This is a genomic window from Salipiger aestuarii (assembly GCF_003259905.1).
In the GTDB taxonomy this organism is placed as follows: Bacteria; Pseudomonadota; Alphaproteobacteria; order Rhodobacterales; family Rhodobacteraceae; genus Salipiger; species Salipiger aestuarii.
Genome location: NZ_QLMG01000026.1, coordinates 29,409 through 49,482 on the forward strand (window position 1 = coordinate 29,409; position 20,074 = coordinate 49,482).

At 64.1% G+C, this 20,074-nt stretch carries 20 protein-coding genes and 1 tRNA gene; 15 read left to right on the forward strand and 6 right to left on the reverse strand.

The annotated features are described in order from the left end of the window. Positions 1–550 (forward strand): DUF3987 domain-containing protein (locus ATI53_RS13965; RefSeq protein WP_146609930.1); only part of this gene is annotated, 550 nt, incomplete at its 5' end. Between the two features lie 704 nt (positions 551–1,254). On the opposite strand, the gene ATI53_RS13970 is transcribed toward ATI53_RS13965, so the two are convergent. Beyond that, positions 1,255–1,344, reverse strand: a tRNA-Ser gene (locus ATI53_RS13970). 170 nt (positions 1,345–1,514) lie between these two features. Between ATI53_RS13970 and ATI53_RS13975 the strand changes: the two genes are divergently transcribed. The 4 genes from ATI53_RS13975 (at position 1,515) to ATI53_RS13990 (ending at position 4,111) form a co-directional block, all read left to right on the forward strand. Then, on the forward strand, positions 1,515–2,336 hold the full coding sequence (locus ATI53_RS13975) for a DUF2059 domain-containing protein (protein ID WP_111550660.1): 822 nt from the start codon (positions 1,515–1,517) through the stop codon (positions 2,334–2,336). Between the two features lie 256 nt (positions 2,337–2,592). Then, positions 2,593–3,138, forward strand: a complete 546-nt coding sequence (gene rplU, locus ATI53_RS13980) for a 50S ribosomal protein L21 (RefSeq protein WP_009505155.1) — start codon at positions 2,593–2,595, stop codon at positions 3,136–3,138. Positions 3,139–3,157: 19 nt separating this feature from the next. Continuing rightward, positions 3,158–3,427: a 50S ribosomal protein L27 gene (gene rpmA, locus ATI53_RS13985; RefSeq protein ID WP_009505154.1), complete on the forward strand. Its 270-nt coding sequence runs from the start codon at positions 3,158–3,160 to the stop codon at positions 3,425–3,427. Between the two features lie 108 nt (positions 3,428–3,535). Next, entirely contained in the window at positions 3,536–4,111 is a 576-nt protein-coding gene (locus ATI53_RS13990; RefSeq protein ID WP_009505153.1) for a GNAT family N-acetyltransferase, read from the forward strand. 109 nt (positions 4,112–4,220) lie between these two features. Here ATI53_RS13990 and mepK read toward each other — a convergent pair whose 3' ends face one another. After that, the gene (gene mepK, locus ATI53_RS13995) at positions 4,221–4,790 is read right to left on the reverse strand and encodes a peptidoglycan L,D-endopeptidase MepK (RefSeq protein WP_009505152.1); all 570 of its coding nucleotides are present in this window, start codon (positions 4,788–4,790) and stop codon (positions 4,221–4,223) included. Between the two features lie 331 nt (positions 4,791–5,121). Here mepK and ATI53_RS14000 point away from each other — a divergent pair, with 331 nt between their 5' ends. The 5 genes from ATI53_RS14000 to ATI53_RS24415 all read left to right on the forward strand — a co-directional run bounded on the left by ATI53_RS14000 (position 5,122) and on the right by ATI53_RS24415 (position 9,889). After that, entirely contained in the window at positions 5,122–6,756 is a 1,635-nt protein-coding gene (locus ATI53_RS14000; protein WP_111550661.1) for a L,D-transpeptidase family protein, read from the forward strand. A 29-nt stretch (positions 6,757–6,785) separates the two neighbouring features. Further along, positions 6,786–7,877, forward strand: coding sequence for a UDP-3-O-(3-hydroxymyristoyl)glucosamine N-acyltransferase (locus tag ATI53_RS14005; protein ID WP_009505149.1), 1,092 nt, complete (start codon positions 6,786–6,788; stop codon positions 7,875–7,877). 39 nt (positions 7,878–7,916) lie between these two features. Beyond that, a complete protein-coding gene (locus ATI53_RS14010; protein ID WP_009505148.1) occupies positions 7,917–8,177 on the forward strand; it encodes an acyl carrier protein in 261 nt (86 codons plus the stop codon). Next, on the forward strand, positions 8,174–9,385 hold the full coding sequence (locus ATI53_RS14015; protein WP_111550662.1) for a beta-ketoacyl-[acyl-carrier-protein] synthase family protein: 1,212 nt from the start codon (positions 8,174–8,176) through the stop codon (positions 9,383–9,385). The genes ATI53_RS14010 and ATI53_RS14015 overlap by 4 nt, the downstream gene beginning before the upstream one ends. Positions 9,386–9,544: 159 nt before the next feature. Continuing rightward, on the forward strand, positions 9,545–9,889 hold the full coding sequence (locus ATI53_RS24415; protein ID WP_146609928.1) for a transposase: 345 nt from the start codon (positions 9,545–9,547) through the stop codon (positions 9,887–9,889). Positions 9,890–10,221: 332 nt separating this feature from the next. Here the strand turns inward: ATI53_RS24415 and ATI53_RS14025 are convergent, their stop codons facing one another. Continuing rightward, on the reverse strand, positions 10,222–10,728 hold the full coding sequence (locus ATI53_RS14025) for a hypothetical protein (protein ID WP_146609929.1): 507 nt from the start codon (positions 10,726–10,728) through the stop codon (positions 10,222–10,224). A gap of 250 nt (positions 10,729–10,978) precedes the next feature. On the opposite strand from ATI53_RS14025, the gene ATI53_RS14030 reads away from it, so the two are divergent. Next, the gene (locus ATI53_RS14030) at positions 10,979–11,530 is read left to right on the forward strand and encodes an NADPH-dependent FMN reductase (protein ID WP_111550663.1); all 552 of its coding nucleotides are present in this window, start codon (positions 10,979–10,981) and stop codon (positions 11,528–11,530) included. Positions 11,531–11,668: 138 nt separating this feature from the next. Here ATI53_RS14030 and gap read toward each other — a convergent pair whose 3' ends face one another. Then, on the reverse strand, positions 11,669–12,676 hold the full coding sequence (gene gap / locus ATI53_RS14035; RefSeq protein WP_111550664.1) for a type I glyceraldehyde-3-phosphate dehydrogenase: 1,008 nt from the start codon (positions 12,674–12,676) through the stop codon (positions 11,669–11,671). A 207-nt stretch (positions 12,677–12,883) separates the two neighbouring features. Here gap and ATI53_RS14040 point away from each other — a divergent pair, with 207 nt between their 5' ends. Further along, complete coding sequence (locus ATI53_RS14040) at positions 12,884–13,858, forward strand: DUF808 domain-containing protein (protein WP_009505142.1); 975 nt, start codon at positions 12,884–12,886, stop codon at positions 13,856–13,858. Between the two features lie 97 nt (positions 13,859–13,955). Here the strand turns inward: ATI53_RS14040 and tkt are convergent, their stop codons facing one another. After that, positions 13,956–15,974: a transketolase gene (tkt, locus tag ATI53_RS14045; RefSeq protein WP_111550665.1), complete on the reverse strand. Its 2,019-nt coding sequence runs from the start codon at positions 15,972–15,974 to the stop codon at positions 13,956–13,958. A gap of 253 nt (positions 15,975–16,227) precedes the next feature. Between tkt and ATI53_RS14050 the strand changes: the two genes are divergently transcribed. After that, a complete protein-coding gene (locus ATI53_RS14050; RefSeq protein ID WP_009505140.1) occupies positions 16,228–16,854 on the forward strand; it encodes a hypothetical protein in 627 nt (208 codons plus the stop codon). Next, positions 16,851–17,336 carry a cell division protein ZapA gene (locus tag ATI53_RS14055; RefSeq protein WP_111550666.1) on the forward strand — a complete coding sequence of 162 codons (486 nt, stop codon included), beginning with the start codon at positions 16,851–16,853 and terminating at the stop codon, positions 17,334–17,336. Before ATI53_RS14050 ends, ATI53_RS14055 begins: the two co-directional genes overlap by 4 nt. Positions 17,337–17,455: 119 nt before the next feature. Here the strand turns inward: ATI53_RS14055 and eno are convergent, their stop codons facing one another. Next, a complete protein-coding gene (gene eno, locus ATI53_RS14060; protein WP_009505138.1) occupies positions 17,456–18,730 on the reverse strand; it encodes a phosphopyruvate hydratase in 1,275 nt (424 codons plus the stop codon). A gap of 183 nt (positions 18,731–18,913) precedes the next feature. Between eno and ATI53_RS14065 the strand changes: the two genes are divergently transcribed. After that, positions 18,914–20,074 carry a mechanosensitive ion channel family protein gene (locus tag ATI53_RS14065; protein ID WP_009505137.1) on the forward strand — a complete coding sequence of 387 codons (1,161 nt, stop codon included), beginning with the start codon at positions 18,914–18,916 and terminating at the stop codon, positions 20,072–20,074.

Consider the following 20,074-nt stretch of genomic DNA (forward strand, 5'->3'; position numbering starts at 1 on the left):
GCGCAGCCTTGGGGCGGCGCGGGATGACAGCGGCGTGAAACGCCCGTTCTACATCGTGTTCAGCGATGCGGCGGCGGATGCCTTGCAAGGGTTTCGCCAGCAATGCCGGGCTTGGGAAGCCGAGGCCACCGGCTTGTTCAAGGGGCATATCGGCAAGATGCCGGGGCTTGCGGTGCGGGTGGCGGGCGTGCTCGCCCATCTCGACTGGGCGGCAGAGGCGGGCGCGCCTTATCCTGACAAGATCGGCTCGGGCCACATCGCGCGCGCCTGTCACCTGGTGGGCGGGCACCTGCGGCTTCACGCCTTCCGGGCCTATGGCGCGGCATCTCCGCCCGACGACATCCGCAACGCACGGCGCATTGCCGATGTCATCCGGTCCGAGGACTGGCAGAGCTTCACCGCGCGCGACATCCAGCGCCGGGGGCTAGCGGGGCTGCAACTGGCGAATGCGGTGCAAGCGGCACTCGACGTGCTGGAACAGGCCGACTGGGTGATGCGCTTTCGCGAGGAAACCGGCGGCAAGCCAAGGGTTGTCTATGCCGTGACGTGAACCCGAGGACACGGGCGACGTGACCACCCGACGACCTGACAATACCTGACATAAGCCCCCTTTTGTCAGGTATTGTCAGGGTGTCAGTAGGGTCATCTCGGGGTGGTTACGGGCGCGCGGCTTTCCGCAGCCGATAAGCCAAGAGGCGCTACTACATGAGCGGCGAAGACCTCGCAGACATCCGCAAACGCGCCAGATCCGAACCGGGCAAACGCCGGTGAAGGCTGCATGGCGGTGTATCCACCGGCCCGACGACTCTCGAAGGTAAAGAGCGCATCCTTAAGGCCATGCACAAACGTTGGGCGCGTTGGCGGGCAGAGCGGCAAGGCTGACCCGTACCGGTATCGCGCCAGTGTTAACGTTGCAGACGCACGAGGCCGTCAGGTTTGCCCGCGACCACCCCCTCGCATTTTAATCGGAGGGTAGTCAAAACTAGACATCCAAGCCGCTGACAAACCGAACACCCCTTCTCTTGCGCGCGTCCGCAGTTCAGCATTTTAACCGGGGGCGGTTAAAATCTCTGACATCTAAGGGCTGGAAACCGCGCAACTTCCTGCGTGTGCGATAAGCTCTCAAAAACAGGGGGTGTCCCCTGTCAGGGAGGCATGTCGCAAACTGTTGTGTTCAAGCGTTTCTAGCTTGGCGGGTAGTTTGGCGGGTATGAGCCATTCAATGCCAATTTACCATTTGAAATCAATGCTAAATGGCGGAGAGACAGGGATTCGAACCCTGGGACCCCTTGCAGGGTCAACGGTTTTCGAGACCGCCCCGTTCGACCACTCCGGCACCTCTCCGCGGGGATCGTGGAGCGCCGTTTAGCTTTCCTGTCGGGCAGGCGCAACAGGGAATTTGAAAGAAAATCGCGGAGTTGCGCAAAACCCGACCCAAGCCCCTTGCGGGCTTGGAAAATCCGCGCGTCGGGCTTAGGCTTACGATGACCCGTGTCACGCTGAGGACATCTTTCATGCACCTGCGCCTTGTTGCGCCCGCGCTGCTCGCAGCCTTTGCCCCGACGAGCCTGCCTGCGGACCCGCTCGAACCTGTGGGGGCGCTGCTTGAGGGGCTTGGCCTGTCCGAAATCGTGCAGATCATGCGTGAGGAGGGGATTGCCTATGGCCGTGAAATGGGCGTCGATCTGCTGCCGGGGGGCGTCAGCCCTGCGTGGGACGCCGCCGTGCGCACCATCTACGACACCGATGCCATGGCCGACATGGTGCGCGCCGGATTCGCCGCGAGCTTCGGCACCACCGATCCTGCGCCTCTGCTGGCGTTCTTTGGCAGCGAGACGGGTGAGAAAGTCGTGTCCTTGGAATTGTCCGCGCGCGCCGCGATGATCGAGGATCCGGTCGAGGAGGCGGCGCGCGATGCGTTTCGCGGTCTGGACGGCGCGGCGGACCCGCGCCTGGCGCTGATCGAGCGGTTTGTGGACGGCAACGATCTGGTCGAATCCAACGTTGTCGGTGCGCTCAACGCAAGCTATGCGTTCTATCTTGGCCTTGCGGACGGCGATGCGATCGAGATGACCGAGAGCGAGATCGTTTCGGAGGTCTGGTCGCAAGAGCCTGAGACGCGAGCCGATTCCCGCGAATGGCTGTATTCCTATCTGTTGATGGCCTACGGTCCGCTGTCGGACGATGAGCTTGCCGATTACGTTGCCCTGTCATCGTCCCCGGAGGGGCAGGCGATGACCCGGGCGCTTTTTGCGGGGTTCAACGGGATGTATGCCCAGATCTCCTATGCCCTGGGTCTGGCGGCTGCGGGGCAGATGAAGGGGCAGGATTTGTAATCGTCTTTGCGCCTCTGCGTTGTCGCGCCGGCCAGCCGCGGCCCTGCGTGCGCGGGTTGACAAGTGACGCACGACCCCGCATAAGCCCGGCTCGACCGGGTCACATGTGGCCCGGTTTCCGATCATTGAGATGTCGTGAAGACATGTCTGACACAGTGACAATGACCGCCCCGGAAGGGCGCGCTGTTCGAAGGCGGGATGTCCCGGAAAGCCCGGTTTGGGCGCCAAAGAACGCGGCAAACGAAGGAAGACGAAAATGTTCGCGGTGATGAAAACCGGCGGCAAGCAGTACAAGGTCCAGGCAGGTGACATCCTGCGCGTGGAAAAGCTGGCCGCAGACGCGGGTGAAACCGTACAGTTCAACGACATCCTGATGCTTGGGGGTGATGCTGTCACCGTCGGCGCGCCGCTGGTGGCCGGTGCCGCCGTGCAGGCCGAGATCGTCGATCAGATCAAGGGTGACAAGGTCATCCACTTCGTCAAACGTCGCCGCAAGCACAGCTCGCAGCGCACCAAAGGCCACCGCCAGAAGCTGACGCTTGTGCGTGTGACCGAAATCCTCGCCTCGGGCGCGGATGCGACCGGCGTCAAGGCTGCCGTCGGATCGGGCGGCGTTTCGGCCGCTCCGGCCGCTGCTGGCGACGACCTGACGCAGATCACCGGTGTCGGCCCCGCCGCCGCCAAGAAGCTGAACGATGCTGGCATCACCACCTACGCCGCGCTCGCCGCTGTCGACCCCGAGACTTTCGAGGCCGTCAAGGTGAAGCCCGAGTGGGTTGATCAAGCCAAATCCCTCGCCTGAGATTCAAGGAGACTGACCCATGGCACATAAAAAAGCAGGCGGTTCGTCCCGTAACGGCCGCGACTCCGCAGGTCGCCGCCTCGGCGTAAAGCTCTATGGTGGCCAGGCGGCCATTCCGGGCAACATCATCATTCGTCAGCGCGGCACCAAATACTGGCCGGGCGCGGGCGTCGGTATGGGCAAGGATCACACCATCTTCGCAACTGGCGAAGGGGCCGTGACCTTTCACAAGGGCCTGAAGGGCCGCACCTTCGTGTCCGTTCTGCCGGTGGCCGAGGCCGCTGAATAAGCCGACCTCACGGAACGACAAAATCTGGGGGATCGGCGTCAAGCCGGTCCCCTTCGGCGTTTCGGAGGAGGACGCGCCACCCCCGACGTGCATCAGAGGAGTGTGCACATGAGTCTCGACAGTTTGAAAATGCCCGCCGGGGCGCAGTCCGGGTCGGATGCGCGCGCGCAGCAGGTGATCGAAGCGGACCGCCTTGTGCTGCGCCCGTTGCGCAGATCCGATGCCGGGCTGATCACGCTTTACTCGGGCGATGAGCGCCTCGCGCGCATGACCACGTCGATTCCGCACCCGTTGCCGCCCGGAACAACCGAAAGCTTTATCGCCCGCGCCGCTGATCCCGACCGCGAAGAGGATGTGTGGGTGATGGACGGCGCCGGGCAGGGGGCGGACGAGGTCATGGGCGTGGTCTCGATCAGGCCCGTCGACACGTCCCAGTGCGAGATCGGCTATTGGGTCGCGCCGCCCTATTGGAACACCGGGCTTGCGTCCGAAACGGTGAAGGTGCTTATCGACGCCAATCCGTTCAGGGCCGAGACGATGTTTGCAAGCGTATTTCAGGACAACCCGGCCTCGGCGCGGGTGCTGACCAATGCGGGGTTTGAATATATCGGCGATGCCGAGGCGTTTTCCGTGGCGCGCAATGCCAAGGTCGCGACCTGGACCTATCTGCGCCGGATGCGCTGAGCCGCCGCGGGCCGGGGTGCGAAAAACGCAAAGGCGTCCGGGAACCGGGCGCCTTTATCTGCGTTGTCTCGCCAAGAGCATCTGAACGTCGGCAAATGCGGTCGTGCCGTCAGCTTCCCCAGTTGCGAACCGGGCCGCAATCCATGTGAACAAAGCTTGACCCGGTGTAGCGCCCGACACCGCCAGCACGGCAAGCGGCGGCTGCCTTGGCGATCTGATTGACTGAGCGCGAATTCAGGTGAAGGTCGGCGGCTTCGCCGCGCAGGTGGCGCGAATTTTTCGCAACGCCCGAGCTTCGCGATCGAAGCATGGCATTGGTCTTGGGGCTGCGATAGCCCGAGATCAACATATAGGGTTCGGTGCAATCCATCAGGTTGTGCGCGGCGGTCATGATGTCGACCGTGCGTGCGTCGATGGATTTCACGTCATTCGTGCGCCAGTCGCGCATGAAGTAGTTGATCTGGTCGAGAGATTCCCGAATATAGTCGCCTTCGATCCAGTAGATCATATCGATCTTTTCACCGGTTCGGCTTGAATACATCTTGATCCGGCGAATGTCGCCTGCTCCGCGCAGAAACCCCGCGGCATTGCCGTAGGTTGGTGCCGCGGTTGCGATCGTTGCTGCAAATGCGCCAAGAAGGCCGCGGCGCGTAAGGCCGCGTGCGGAAGTTCCAGTCATGTGAAGCGCCTGTCCCGTTAGTCGCTGTACCTGTTTTACCGCCTCGTTGGACGGCTCTGCCATCTCCCCAGATGCAGGAACCGTATGCCATATCGAAGCGTTATCCGAAAAGTGGCAATTCTGCACTCATGTTACACACAAGAAGTTTCGGCGAAGTTTCGCGCAAAAGCGGAGCCTCATTTGGCGTTTTCGCGCCAATCGGTTTCAGGGCCGATGCAGATACGCCGCGTGGTCCGACAAAATTCGACGCTGGCCCAAATGTGAATGGACAGGCGCCCTTGGAGGATGAAATTCATTGAATTCGTTACCTTTTACAAGATGGTTTAGAGACATGGACATGGGTTCGACACGCAAGCGTTGTCTGAGGATGCTGAAAACCGGCGCGGCGCTTGCCCTTGTTTCCGGATGGATGGGCTCGGTCACGCCGGTCCAGGCGCAGACGCTGTCTTTGACCGCTTACAAGCAGGCTGTCGCCGAATCGCTGTCGGACGATGCCGAAATGGCGCGCTTTTATCGCGAACGCGGGTTCGAACCGCTCTGGACTGCACCGGGCGAGGCTGCCGCTATCCGGCGCGCCGCGCTGATCGAGGCACTGGCAGGCGCGTCGGATCACGGGCTTCCGCGGGCGCGCTTTGCCCCATCTGCGCTTGTGGCGCAACTGCGCGCGGCGCGCACGGATCGGGAGCGCGGTCTTGCCGAAATCGCGCTCAGCCGTGCATATCTTGATTTTGCGCACGCGCTGAACGGCGGGCTGATTGACGGGCGCAAGGTGGACAGCGGCATCAAGCGCGGGCCGCAACGCCTGTCGTCCCGCGTTCTGCTAGACCGACTGGAGGCCGAAGACCCGCGTATCGTCCTGGGGTCGCTTGCGCCGCAAAGCCCGGAATATGCGCGGCTGATGCGCGCCAGGTTCGAACTGCAGCACATCATTGCACGCGGCGGGTGGGGCGACACGATCCGCGAAGGCAAGCTGGAGCCGGGCCAGACCGGCCCCGGGGTCGTGACCCTGCGTGACCGGCTGAGCCGAATGGGCTATCTCGCGCCGTCGCTTTCGGCGGTCTATGATGCGCGCATGACGGCGGCGGTGGTGCGCTTCCAGTCCGATCACGGGCTGGAAGCGGATGGTGTGGCCGGGGCGTCGACCCTGACTGCGGTCAATATCGCTCCCGAAGAGCGGCTGAAATCCGTGCTTGTGGCCATGGAGCGCGAGCGGTGGATGAACCTGCCCGACGGGCTGGGACAGCGGCACGTTCTCGTGAACCTTACCGATTATCATGCGCGCATCGTCGACGGTGGCAAGGTCAGCTACGAGACGCGCTCGGTCGTTGGCGCCCAGGATCCCGACCGGCAAACGCCCGAGTTTTCGGACGTGATGGAATTCATGGTCATCAACCCGTCGTGGTATGTGCCGCGCTCGATCATCGTGAATGAATACCTGCCGCTGCTGCGGCGCAATCCCGGCGCCGTATCGCATCTCGAGATCACCAACAGCCGCGGTCAGCGGGTGAATCGCGGGCGGGGTTTTTCGCAGTTCTCCGCCGCCAGCTTTCCCTATGCCATGCGGCAGCCGCCGGGGCCTCAGAACGCGCTGGGGCAGGTCAAGTTCATGTTTCCCAACAAATACAACATCTATCTGCACGATACGCCGTCAAAGCATCTGTTCGCGCGCAACGTCCGCGCGTTCTCGCACGGGTGCATCCGTCTTGGCGACCCCAAGGATTTCGCCTATGCGCTGCTGGCCCCGCAGGTCGACGACCCGCAGGGGTATTTCGAACAGCGTCTGCGCACCGGCGCCGAGTCGCGGGTCAATCTGGATCAGCCGGTGCCGGTGCATCTGATCTATCGCACGGCCTTTACCCAGGCCAGGGGGCATGTAAATTATCGGGCAGATGTCTACGGGCGGGATGCAAAACTGTGGCGTGCGCTTTCGGCGGCAGGGGTGGCATTGGAGGGCGTGCAAAGCTAAACCCTGCGGCAGACCATTCCGGAGGGCCAATGTCACACAGCATCGCACAGATCGCAGCCGCGCTTGGGCTTGAGGCTGTCGGCGACACGTCGATCCTTGTCAGCGGCGTGAACGAACCCGCGCTGGCGCGGGCGGACCAGCTTGCCCTGGCGATGAAACCGGACTTTGCGGCGCAGATCCCGCAAGGGTCCGCGCGGGCCGGGATGCTTTGGCAGGGGGCGGATTGGCGGTCCTTTGGGCTGCGCGCGGCGATTTTGGCGTCACGCCCGCGCCACGCGCTGTCGGGGCTGTCGGCGATGATGGATTCGGGGCAGGGCTACCACCGGGGTATCCATGACTTGACCGTGATCGACCCCGGTGCCGAACTGGGCAAAGCTGTGTCGGTCGGGCCGTTTACCGTCATCGGGGCCGGGGCGCACGTCGGTGCGGGATCGGTGATCGGCCCGCAATGCCACGTCGGCCAAGGCGCGGTGATCGGACCGGGCGCCTTGCTGCACGCCGGTGTCAGGATCGGCGCGCGGGTCACCATCGGCGCGGGTTTTATCGCGCAGCCGGGCGCGGTGATCGGGGGCGACGGGTTTTCCTATGTCACGCCGGAACCCTCGGGCGTGGAAAAGGTGCGCGAAACCCTGGGTCGCGAAAGCGACCCGGACGCGCAGGCCTGGGCGCGCATCCATTCGCTGGGCGGGGTGACCATTGGCGATGATGTGGAAATTGGCGTCAACGCCTGCATCGACCGGGGCACCGTGCGTGACACCGTCATCGGCACCGGGACCAAGATCGACAACCTTGTGCAGGTCGGCCACAACGTCGTGGTGGGGCGCAACTGTCTGCTGTGCGGTCAGGTCGGCATCGCCGGATCGACCCGGCTGGGCGACAACGTCGTGCTGGGCGGGCAGACCGGCGTGGTCGACAACATCACCGTGGGCGATGGCGTGATCACCGGGGCGGGCACGATGCTGATGGCCAATGTGCCGGCGGGGCGCGCCATGCTGGGCTACCCCGCCACCAAGATGGACGCCAATGTGGAAAGCTACAAGGCGGTGCGCCGCCTGCCGCGCATGATGCGCGAGTTTGCAGAGCTGAAGAAAGCGGTTTCCAAGCTTGTCGAGGGCCGGTAAACGGGCGCTGCACATGCGAGGAAGAGGGAGCGCCGCGCCATGAGTGTCAAGGACCGTGTCATCGCGATTATCGCGGAACAGGCCGTGCTTGAACCGTCGGACGTCACGCTGGACAGCACGCTGGAGGATCTTGGCATTGACAGCCTTGGCCTTGTGGAATGCATCTTCGCCATCGAGGAAGCCTTCGACATCTCTGTGCCATTCAATGCCAACGAACCCGACCAGAGCGACTTCGACATCTCGAACGTCGGCAGCATCATTGCGGGCGTGCAAACGCTGATCGCCGAGCAGGCAACGTGAAACGCGTCGTCATCACCGGCGCGGGAACGATCAATGCGCTGGGTCGGAACGTCGCCCAGACGCTGGAGGCGATGCGCGAGGGCCGTTGCGGCATCTCCGAGCTGGAATTCCGCGATGTCGAGCGTCTGGCGATCCGCATCGGGGGCCAGGTCAAGGGCTATCGCCCCGACGACGTGTTCAACCGCCAGCAGATGGTGCTGTATGATCGGTTCACCCAGTTTGCGCTGCTGGCGGCGCGCGAAGCCGTGGCGCAGTCGGGGCTGCAATTTCACGGCGATCTGGCCGACCGCTCGGGGGTGGTGCTGGGCACCTCGGGGGGCGGGCTGAACACGCAGGACGACAATTACCGGTCGGTCTATGAAGAGGGCAAGAACCGCGTTCACCCGCTTGTTGTGCCCAAGCTGATGAACAACGCCGCCGCCAGCCATGTCAGCATGGAAATGAACTTGCGCGGCCCCACCTTTACCGTCGCCACCGCCTGCGCGTCGTCGAACCACGCGATGGGGCTGGCGTTTCAGATGGTACGCTCGGGCTCGTCCACGGTGATGGTGACAGGCGGGTCCGAATCCATGCTGTGCTTCGGCGGGGTAAAGGCCTGGGAAGGGCTGCGCGTCATGTCCAAGGACGCCTGCCGTCCGTTCTCCGCCAACCGCAACGGTATGGTGCAGGGCGAGGGGGCGGGCGTCTATGTGTTCGAGGATTACGAACACGCGCGCGCGCGCGGCGCCGAGATACTGGCCGAGGTGGTCGGGTTCGCCATGACCTCGGATGCGTCCGACATCGTGATGCCATCGAAACAGGGCGCGGCGCGGGCCATCACCGGTGCGCTGCGCGACGGGCAGATCGCGCCCGAAGACGTCGGCTATATCAATGCCCACGGCACCGGCACGGCAGCGAATGACAAGACCGAATGCGCCGCCGTCGCCGATGCGCTGGGGGCGCAGGCCGACCGGGTGATGATCTCGTCCACCAAGGCGATGCACGGCCATTGCATCGGTGGCACCGGCGCGGTCGAATTGCTGGCCTGCATCATGGCGCTGCGCGACGGGGTCATCGCCCCGACCATCGGTTACGAAGAACCGGATGCGGAATGCGCGCTGGACGTGGTGCCAAACGTGGCGCGCGAGGCAAAGGTCGACACGGTGCTGTCGAACGCCTTTGCCTTTGGGGGGCTCAACGCGGTTCTGGCGCTGCGCCGCGCCGGCTAGGCGGGGTCCCTCGGACCGCAAAATGCCCGAGGGAGAGTGTCGCCGACCTGGCGCGCCGAGCCCGCCGCATTGGTCCCGCGGGCTGGTGCCTGCGGGCGGATGCTTGGGTCACACAGCCATTGACCGCATTCCCAGAAACGCCGAGTTGTGATCCAGCCCATGCCGGCGCAGACGTCATGGGGCGCTAATCGCGCAGATGATCGGCGGGTTCTGAAAGGACTCTTTTGGTGGCTTCGAACGGGGGCGCCCTGGGCCAGCATTCCAGGTCGATATGGCCCGCATACAACATGTCCGAACCGCTGCAACCGAAGGCGCAGGGTCGGAACGTGGTCGATGCTTTTGCAAGCTTTCCCAGAGGATTATGATGGTGACTTCAGCGCATCCATCCGGGGTCACCAGCACGGAACCAACGACCGGAAAATGGAGGCCGATCCGGTCGCGCGGGCTGGCGTGACCCCAAAAGCCACGCGCTGGTGGATGCGATCGTCGGTCCGATCTTGTTGAGACTGACCGAAAGACAGGCTCGCGACGGTCGCTCGGCGAGGCAGCAGAACCGACACCGTCGGCAGACCGCGCTCATGACTGTGACGCGCTGCGTGAAGCTTTGAGCGCGCGCCATGCCATCGCCAACATCCGTCCGACGCTGAAACGGGTCAACATATCTGGGGTCGACCTGACCACTTGCAGGCCGCGCAATCAGGTCGCGAGGTTTCCTGACAAACGCAAGCACGTCCGTGCGGCCGCCAGGCGATACGACAGGCGCGACGACAAGGTTGTCGCATCCGTACACCACGCCGTACTGCGCACCTGGTCGCGGACTTGTGAGATCGGTAACCTTAGGCCGAACGGCGGCGCGGCAGGCCAAAGCCCAGCAGGGCCAGCGCGCCCAGTAGCAAGGCCCCTGCGGCCGGGACCGGCACCGCGGCAGGTGTGGCCACCACTGCGGGGGCCGCGAGGAGCGTGGGCAGCGATCCGTAGCTTGCGGTGCCCTGACCATGGGTCGCGCGGACCCAGACATGGACCGTGTCGCGCAACTCTCCGAAATTCACGGTGACAGTCTGCGCCTCCGACATGTAGGAGCCCAGCGACCACCCGCCGCCCCTGTAGCCGCATTCCAGACAGATGCCCAGGCCGTCGCGACCATCCTTGCGCCCGTTTTCCAGCGTCGACCATTTCACATAGCCGCCGAAATTTGCATAGCCGCCGGTGCTGTCGGGAAGTTCGAAGGTCAGTGTGGTCGATGCCGCATCGTTCACCGTATACCGGATTTCGTCATTGCGGGTCATCGACGCAACGGTCAGCGCCTGCGCGGGCAGCGCGGCGGGCAAAAGCAGTATGGACAAGGCAACAACACAGGCGCGCATCACGGTGAGCTCGTATGAAGGGACAAGAGGTGGAGAAATACACACATATCGCGCGAGTGTCGACCTGTGACGTTACGGCAACTTTGGGCGGCGCGTTGGAACAGCTCCGGTTCGGAACCAGGCAAGCGCTGCGGTTCTGTCCGTTGCCGCGCAGTATCGGTGCGGATTTGCGTATCCCGCAGTCATCGAGAGCAGCCTATCTTTAGGCGCATACAGATTGGAGGCCCCCATGTCCAAGCACGTTGCAGTCCTCGTCGGCTCCCTCAGAGAGGGATCGTTCAACCGCAAACTCGCCTGTGAGCTGGCGCGGCTCGCGCCGGACGGGCTTGAATTCAGCTTCGTCAAGACCGGTGATCTGCCGCTTTACAATCCGGATCTGGATGAAGGCCCGCCGCCAGAGACCTGGACCGCGTTTCGCAAGGCGGTGTCGCGCGCGGATGCGGTTCTGTTCGTCACGCCGGAATACAACCGCTCGGTGCCCGGCAACCTCAAGAACGCGCTCGACGTCGGATCACGCCCATATGGCAGCAGCATCTGGGATGGCAAGCCGACCGCCATCGTCACCGGATCGCCCGGCGGCATCGGAGGTTTTGGTGCCAATCATCACCTGCGTCAGTGCCTGGTGTTTCTCAACGCCGCCCCGATGCAGCAGCCCGAGGCCTATATCGGCGGCATCGCCGATCTGTTCGACGGGCAGGGGAGGCTGGCCGACGACGGCACCGAAAAGTTTCTCGCAAGCTTCATGGCGGGGTTTGCCGCCTGGATCGCCAAGCTGACATAGCGGCATCGCCGTAGCCCGGGAAAAGCAGCCGCGCGGGTCCGACAAGCGGCGCGGTGCAGATAGCGAGAGGCGGCGGTCTCCCCTCCGCCGCCCCTCCGTGTGGGGTGTGCCCGTTGCCCGCTTTCGTGATCCGGTGGATCAGTGGTGCAGACGGCCCATGGCTCCTGCCACGTCGGCCATACGGGCGGAAAAGCCCCACTCGTTGTCATACCATGCAAGCACACGAACTGTGCGTTTACCAACCACTCTGGTCTGTTCGGGCGCAAAAATCGAACTTGCTGTCGTATGGTTGAAATCGACAGAGACCTTCGGTTCGGGATCGTATACCAATACGCTCCCCATCCGTCCAGCGGCGGCTTCACGCACGATCTCGTTTACGTCAGCCACGCTGACGTCGCGTGCGGCCTGAAAGGTCAGGTCCACCGCAGACACATTCGGCGTCGGAACCCGTATCGCCGACCCATCCAGCTTGCCCTTGAGATTGGGCAGCACTTCGCCAATCGCCTTCGCTGCGCCGGTGGATGTCGGAATCATCGCCATCGCTGCCGCCCGCGCGCGGTACAGATCGTCGTGACGCCGGTCCAGCGTCGGCTGATCGCCGGTATAGCTGTGGATCGTGGTCATGATCCCCGATTCGATGCCGATCGCCTCGTCCAGCACCTTGGCCAGCGGGGCCAGCCCGTTGGTGGTGCAGGACCCGTTGGAAATCATCACGTCGCCCGGCACCAGATCGCGATGGTTGACGCCGTAAACGATGGTCTTCTGCACGTTCCTGGCCGGCGCCGAGATCAGCACCGATTTCGCGCCGCGTTGGATATGCTGCACCGCCGTGTCGCCGTCATTGAACTTGCCGGTGCATTCCAGCACCACGTCGCATCCGGTCCAGTCCAGCGCGCCCACGTCATAGCTCGACATCACCTCGATCGGCCCGCGCCCAAGATCCAGCGCGGACCCGCCCACCACCTTGACCGTGCCGCCAAAACGTCCGTGTATGCTGTCATAGCGCAGCAGATGGGCCGAGGTTTCGATCGGCCCGGTCGCGTTGATCTTGACGACCTGCACATCGTTGCGCGCGCTTTCGGCGATATGGGCAAGCGTGCAGCGGCCGATGCGGCCAAAACCGTTGATCCCCACGGTGACGGTCATTGAATGGCTCTCCTGTCTGACAAAACCTTTGATCTGCATACCGATGTATGCAAGGTTGCCAAGGTCGAAAACGCTAACAGTGACAGAGTGTTAGCGATAAACTTTTGGGTTGCGCTAACATCTGCGCAGCAACGAACGTGCCTGGCGCGCCTTGATCATGCGCCCCGGCCCGCTACTGTCTGCCAGACCCTATTTTCGGAGAGACACATGAGCGGGCTTCTGGCGCTATTGGATGACGTGGCGGGCATCGCCAAGGTCGCGGCGGCCTCCGTCGACGACATCGCAAGCAACGCGGCCAAGGCCGGGTCCAAGGCGGTGGGCGTCGTGGTCGATGACGCGGCGGTGACACCGAAATACGTTCAGGGCTTTCAGCCGGCGCGCGAACTGCCGATCATCTGGAAGATCGCGCGCGGCTCGCTCTTCAACAAGATCGTTGTCCTGCTGCCCGCCGCCCTGCTGATGGCCGCCTTCGCACCTTGGGTCGTGCCGCCGCTGCTGATCATGGGCGGGTCGTATCTGTGCTTCGAAGGCGCCGAGAAAATCCTGCATGTGATGATGCCGCATGACGATCACACGCCGGGGCCGGACGGCAGCCACGACATCAAGGATCCGGCCCACCTCGAAGAGCAAAAGGTCAAGGGGGCGATCAAGACCGACTTCATCCTCTCGGCCGAGATCATGACGCTTGCGCTGTCGACCATCGACTCCCCCGAGGTGTGGATTCAGGCGGCGGTCCTGGTGCTGGTCGGCGTCGGCATCACCGCGCTGGTCTATGGCGCCGTGGCGCTGATCGTCAAAGCCGACGACGTCGGGCTTTGGCTCGCCCGTGTCGGGCGCCTTGCCGCCACGCGGCGAACCGGACGATTCATCGTCAAGGCGATGCCTTGGGTGATGAAGACGCTCACCATCGTGGGTACGGCCGCAATGCTCTGGGTGGGCGGGTCGATCATCGTGCATTCCCTGGCCCAGATGGGCTGGCACATGCCCGAGGAAACCATCCACCATATTGCCGAAACCGTCGCGCATGCCGTGCCGGAAAATCTGGCCGCCGGCGCGCTGTGGCTGGTCACCGCCGTCATCGACTTCGTACTGGGGTTGATCTGGGGCGTGATCCTTGTGCCGATCGCCACAAAGCTGCTCATCCCGCTTTTCGGTATCTTCACCAAAAAGACACCCGCATAAAAAGAAAGGCGGCGGCCCCCCGGAGCCACCGCCTTCCCTTCATCTTGCCCCTAAACTCCGGGGGCGCGGGGGCTGGCCCCCGCCTTGGCGCATAACATCAAAGAAGCCCCTTTGCCGCCGCGACCACGGCCTGGGAGCTGATGCCGAACTTTTCATACAGCGTTTCCGCCGGGGCCGATGCGCCAAAGCCGGTCATCCCGACGAATGCCGCCTTGGCTTCCTTGCCACGCTCGCCCATCAGCCAGCGATCCCAGCCGAACCGGGTGGCGGCCTCGATGCCCACGCGCACCGGACCCGCAGGCAGCACCTTGCGGCGATAGGCCTCGTCCTGCGCCTCGAACAGCTCCCAGCAGGGCATCGACACCACCCGCGTGCCGATGCCTTCGGCCTGCAACACGTCGCGCGCGGCGACGGCGATCTCGACCTCGGACCCCGTCGCCAGCAAAATCACCTGACGCTTGCCGTCCGAGTCGGCCAGCACATAGGCGCCTTTTTCCGTCAGGTTGTTGGTCTTGTGCTGGGTGCGCAGCGTCGGCAGGTTCTGACGCGTCAGCGACAGCACCGACGGCGTGGCTTTCTGGCTCAGCGCGATTTCCCAGGCTTCGGCGGTCTCGACGATGTCGGCGGGACGGAACACGAAGGTGTTCGGCGTGGCGCGCGAAATCGCAAGATGTTCGACCGGCTGGTGGGTCGGGCCGTCCTCGCCAAGGCCGATACTGTCATGGGTCATGACAAACACGGTGGGGATTCGCTGAAGCGCGGCAAGACGCATCGCGGGGCGGGCGTAGTCGGTGAACGCCATGAAGGTCCCGCCATAGGGCCGGATGCCGCCATGCAGCGCCATGCCGTTCATCGCCGACGCCATGCCGTGTTCGCGGATGCCCCAATAGACGTAGCGCCCCTTGCGGTTGTCGATATCGAAGACGCCCATGTCCCCGGTCTTGGTGTTGTTCGACCCCGTAAGGTCGGCAGAGCCGCCCACGGTTTCGCTCATCACCGGGTTCACCACCTCAAGCACCATCTCGGACGCCTTGCGGGTCGCCACATTGGGCGCCGCTTCCGAGTTCTGTTTCTTGAGCGCGCGGATCACCGCCGACAGTTTCTTGGGCACATCGCCCGCATAGACGCGCGACAGGTCGGCCTGCTTGCGCTCTGACATGCCGGCCATGCGGGCCTCCCAGGCCTCGCGCTCGGCGGCGCCGCGCGATCCGGCGGCTTCCCACCACGACTTGACGTCTTCGGGCACCTCGAACGGGCCACAGACCCAGCCCCAGGCGTCCCTGGCGGCGGTGTTCTGCTCGGCATTGGTCAGTGCGCCATGGCCCTTCGACGTATCCTGCGCCGCATGCCCCAGCGCGATGTGGGTCTTGCACGCAATCATCGACGGTTTGTCGGTGACCGCCTTGGCCGCTTCGATGGCGGCGTCGATGGCCACCGGGTCGTGTCCGTCGATTTCCTGAACATGCCAGTTCGCGGCCCTGAAGCGTGCCACCTGATCGGTGCGATCCGACAGCGAGACCTTGCCGTCGATGGTGATGCCGTTGTTGTCCCAGAACACCGTCAGGCGGCTCAGTTCGTACCGCCCCGCCAGCGTGATCGCCTCCTGGCTGACGCCCTCCATCAGGCAGCCGTCGCCCGCAATCACCCAGGTGCGGTGGTCCTGTGCCTGCTTGCCGAAACGGGCGCGCAGGATTTCCTCGGCCATGGCAAAGCCGACGGAATGCGCGATGCCCTGACCCAGCGGGCCGGTGGTCATCTCGATGGCGTCGGCGTGGAAGTTCTCCGGGTGGCCGGCCGTGCGCGCGCCCCACTGGCGAAAGTTCCTGACCTCGTCCAGCGTGATCTGCGCATCGCCCACGAGATACAGCAGCGAATAGAGCAGCATCGAGCCATGGCCCGCCGACAGGATGAACCGGTCGCGATCGGGCCAGGTCGGGTTGGCGGCGTCGAATTTCATGTGCTTCGACCACAGCACTGTGGCGACATCCGCCATGCCGATGGGCATGCCCGAATGGCCGCTGTTGGCGGCGGCAACGGCGTCAAGCGTCAGGGCACGGATGGCGGCTGCCCGCATCCAGTGGTCGGGATGGGCTTTGGATAGGGCCTTGATATCCACGGGGTGCGTCCTCTCTCTCCCAGGAGTATTGCGGTTCGGGAATAGGCAGGGTGTCCCGGAATGGCAAGTGTTGGCGCCACCAACGGCGGTTTTCGAGCGCCTGCGGCGCCGGTCTGGAGCCCGAAGGATCAAAGGGGCGCAATTTCCCCTGCCGCTTGCTAGACTAGGACCAAACGGGGCGAACGCGATTCGCGCGGGCACTTGGCCTGCCGGCTTGCAAAAGGCCCCGAGAGCAGAACGAGACGAGGGCTTGATGACCGAAATCGACGAGTTGCAAGGGCGTATGGTGCGGGCCCTTGACCGCATCGCGCAAGGGGTAGACCTGCTTGGCCCGCTGACGGCGCAGGTGCCAGACCCTGAGCCGGACTCCGTGCCAGAGACCGTGCCAGAGCCGGAGCTTGAAACGCCCCAAGCACAGGATACCGGCCCCGCCCCGGCGGACGATGGCACAAGCGCCGCCGAAGTGGCGCGCCTCAGCGAACTTCTCGAAGAGGAAAAGCTGGCCAACGCCCAGCTTGAAGAGCGCAACCGGACCCTGAACGCGCGCCTGTCCGAAGCCCCGGCGGCGCCGGTCCCCGATGCGGCGCTGCAAGAACAGCTTGCCGCGCAACGCGAAAGCATGGCCGATCTGGATGCCGAGCTGTCGCGCCTGCGGCTGTCCAACGACATGCTGCGCAAGACCTGCGAACAGCTGCGTGCCGCGCTGCAGGCCGGGCTGGGCGAGCCGCATCTGATCAATCAGGCGATGCTGGCCGAACTGGAATCGCTGCGCGCCGACCGCTCGGTCGAACGGGCAGAGGTCCGCGCCGTGCTTGACGCCATTGAACCGGTGCTGTCCGAGGTGTCAGGGATTCCCATGCCCGAGGAGGCCGTGCAATGAGCCAGATGGAGGTACAGATAAAGATCGGCGGGCGCAGCTTTGACGTGGCCTGCCAGCAGGGCGAGGAACAATATCTTCTCACCGCCGCGCGGATGCTCGACAACGAAGCGGATGTGCTGGTCAGCCAGATCGGACGGATGCCCGAGGGGCGGATGCTGTTGATGGCCGGGTTGATGCTGGCCGACAAGACGGCAGGGCTGGAAGACCGGCTGCGCGCCGCCGACGACCGCATCGGCGAGCTGACCGACGAGCTGGGAGAGTTGCGCGCGAAATCCGGGAGCGGTTCCGTGGCCGCCGGGGCCACCGCGCCGGAACCCGAGCGTGTCGAGGTCGAAGTTCCCGTTGAAGTCCCCGTTGAAGTCCCTGTCGAGGTCAGAGTCGAGGTGCCCGTGCTGCCCGAAGGTCTGGCCGAGGCGCTGGCCGAAATGGCCGCGCGCGCCGAACAGCTTGCGGACACGGTCGAGGAAAAGGCGGCGTCCTGACCCCGGCATCCGGGACAGGCAAAGGGGCGGCGCCACCCGGCGACCGCCCCGCTTTTTGCAACCTCGCCGCCGGCCCTAAAATTTTTATCTAAAAATTTTAGGGCGCCAGGACCGACCGTTCAGCGCAGGATCGATTTGCCCGCGTAGATCGCCGTGTCGCCAAGGATCTCTTCGATACGGATCAGCTGGTTGTACTTGGCCAGCCGGTCGGACCGCGCCAGGCTGCCGGTCTTGATCTGGCCGCAGTTGGTCGCGACGGCAAGGTCTGCGATGGTCGCATCCTCGGTTTCGCCCGACCGGTGCGACATCACATTGGTGTAACGCGCGCGGTGGCCCATTTCGACCGCCCGCAGGGTTTCGGACAGGGACCCGATCTGGTTGACCTTGACCAGCATCGAATTCGCCACGCCCTGTTCGATGCCCATGGACAGCCGGGCGGGGTTGGTCACGAACAGGTCGTCGCCGACCAGCTGCACCGTCGCGCCCAGCTTTTCGGTCAGCAGCTTCCAGCCGTCCCAGTCGTCTTCGGCGCAGCCATCTTCGATCGACAGGATGGGATAGTCGGCGCAGAGCTTGGCAAGGTAGTCGACGTTTTCCTGCGAGGTCAGCGACAGACCTTCGCCCTTCATCTCGTACTTGCCGCCGCTGTAATATTCGGTGGACGCGGCATCGAGCGCGAGCATGATGTCGTCGCCGGGCGTGTAGCCGGCTTTTTCGATGGATTTCAGGATGAAATCGAGCGCGTCGCGGGTGCTGCCAAGTTCGGGGGCAAAGCCGCCTTCGTCGCCAAGCCCGGTGGACATGCCTGCCGCCGACAGCTCTTTCTTGAGGGTGTGGAACACTTCGGACCCCATGCGCACGGCTTCGCGGATGTTTTCCGCGGCCACCGGCATGATCATGAATTCCTGGATGTCGATGGGGTTGTCGGCATGTTCGCCGCCGTTGATGATGTTCATCATGGGCACCGGCAGAACCCGCGCCGATGTGCCGCCCACATAGCGAAATAGCGGTTGGCCGGTGAATTCCGCCGCCGCCTTGGCGGTGGCCAGCGACACGCCGAGGATGGCGTTGGCGCCCAGGCGGCCCTTGTTGTCGGTGCCGTCCAGTTCGATCATCGCGCCGTCGATGGCTTCCTGTTCGGTGGCATCGAACCCGACGATGGCTTCGGCGATTTCGCCGTTCACGGCGGCGACCGCCTCAAGCACGCCCTTGCCCATGTAGCGTGCCTTGTCGCCGTCGCGGCGCTCATGCGCTTCGTGGATGCCGGTCGAGGCGCCCGAGGGCACAGCGGCGCGGCCTGTCGAGCCGTCCTCAAGCGTGACGTCGACCTCGACGGTCGGATTGCCGCGACTGTCGAGGATCTCTCGGGCATAGATGTCGATGATGGTGCTCATGGGATGGGTTCCCCCCGTGCTGGATCGGTTGCGACGAGCTATAGCACCCGCGCCGGGGATGTAAACTTGCACGGGGCGGGCAGGGGGCATCCCGCCTTTGCCAAATGCCGCGCCGCAGCTAGGTTGCGCGGAAAGGTTGCAGCAAACGGGCGCGAGGGGGAGGCGCGCCCGCAAGGAGCACGCATGGAAGAAGAACTGGGCCAACTTGAAGAGCAGGTCGAGGTTATCGCGAACGAGGTTGAACAGCTGATCCCGGTACTGCCGGACTGGGTCATGCCCGTGGCGGTGCTTGGAATCGCGTTTCTGGTCGGGCTGCTGGTGTTTCGCGCGATCTATGCGATCCTGAACCGGATCGTGGCGCAAAAAGACCTGTTCTGGCGCAGCCTTGTGTCGCGCACGCGCCGCCCGCTGCGCCTTGGCGTACTGGTCATGACGCTGACCATCGGGATTTCCGTCGCGCCGCTGTCCGACGGCTGGGCGGACCTTGCGCGGCATGCGTTGCTGATCGCCTTCATGGTGCTCGTCGCCTGGGTGCTTCATACCGCGCTGCACATCTGGACCACGGTTCATCTGCGCAAGTTCACGCTGGACGCCGAAGACAATTACCTTGCGCGCAAACATGTGACGCAAAGCCGGATCCTGGTGCGGCTGGCCAGCTGGACCATCGTGATCGTCACCGTGGCGGCGATGCTGATGACATTCGAAAGCGTGCGACAATGGGGGGTGTCGCTGCTTGCCGCCGGGGGCGCTGCCGGGATCGTGGTGGGGTTTGCGTTTCAGCCGGTGCTCAAGAACATGATCGCGGGTATCCAACTGGCGATCACCCAGCCGATCCGCATCGACGACGCGGTGATCGTCGAGGGCGAATGGGGGCAGGTCGAGGAAATCACCGGCACCTATGTGGTCATCAAGATCTGGGACTGGCGCCGCCTTGTGGTGCCGCTGAGCTATTTTATCGAACAGCCGTTTCAGAACTGGACGCGCGAGACGTCTTCGTTGATCGGGACCGTGCTGTTCTATCTGGATCACACCACCGACATCGCCGGCCTGCGGGTCGCGGCGCGGCGGGCGGTCGAAAGCTCGGCGCTGTGGGACGGCAATGTCTTTGCGGTGCAGGTGAGCGATTTTCGCGAGCGGGTGATGGAGGTGCGGGTGCTGGCCTCGGCGCGCAATGCTTCGCGCACCTACGATTTGCGCTGCGAGATTCGTGAAAAGCTGGTCACCTGGATCCAGCAGGAGATGCCGCAGGCGCTGCCGCGCACGCGCGAAACGGTGTCGGTGGACGGACAGGGGCGCCCTTTGCCCCCCGATATCGAGGTGATGACCGGCACGCCCCCGGACTGA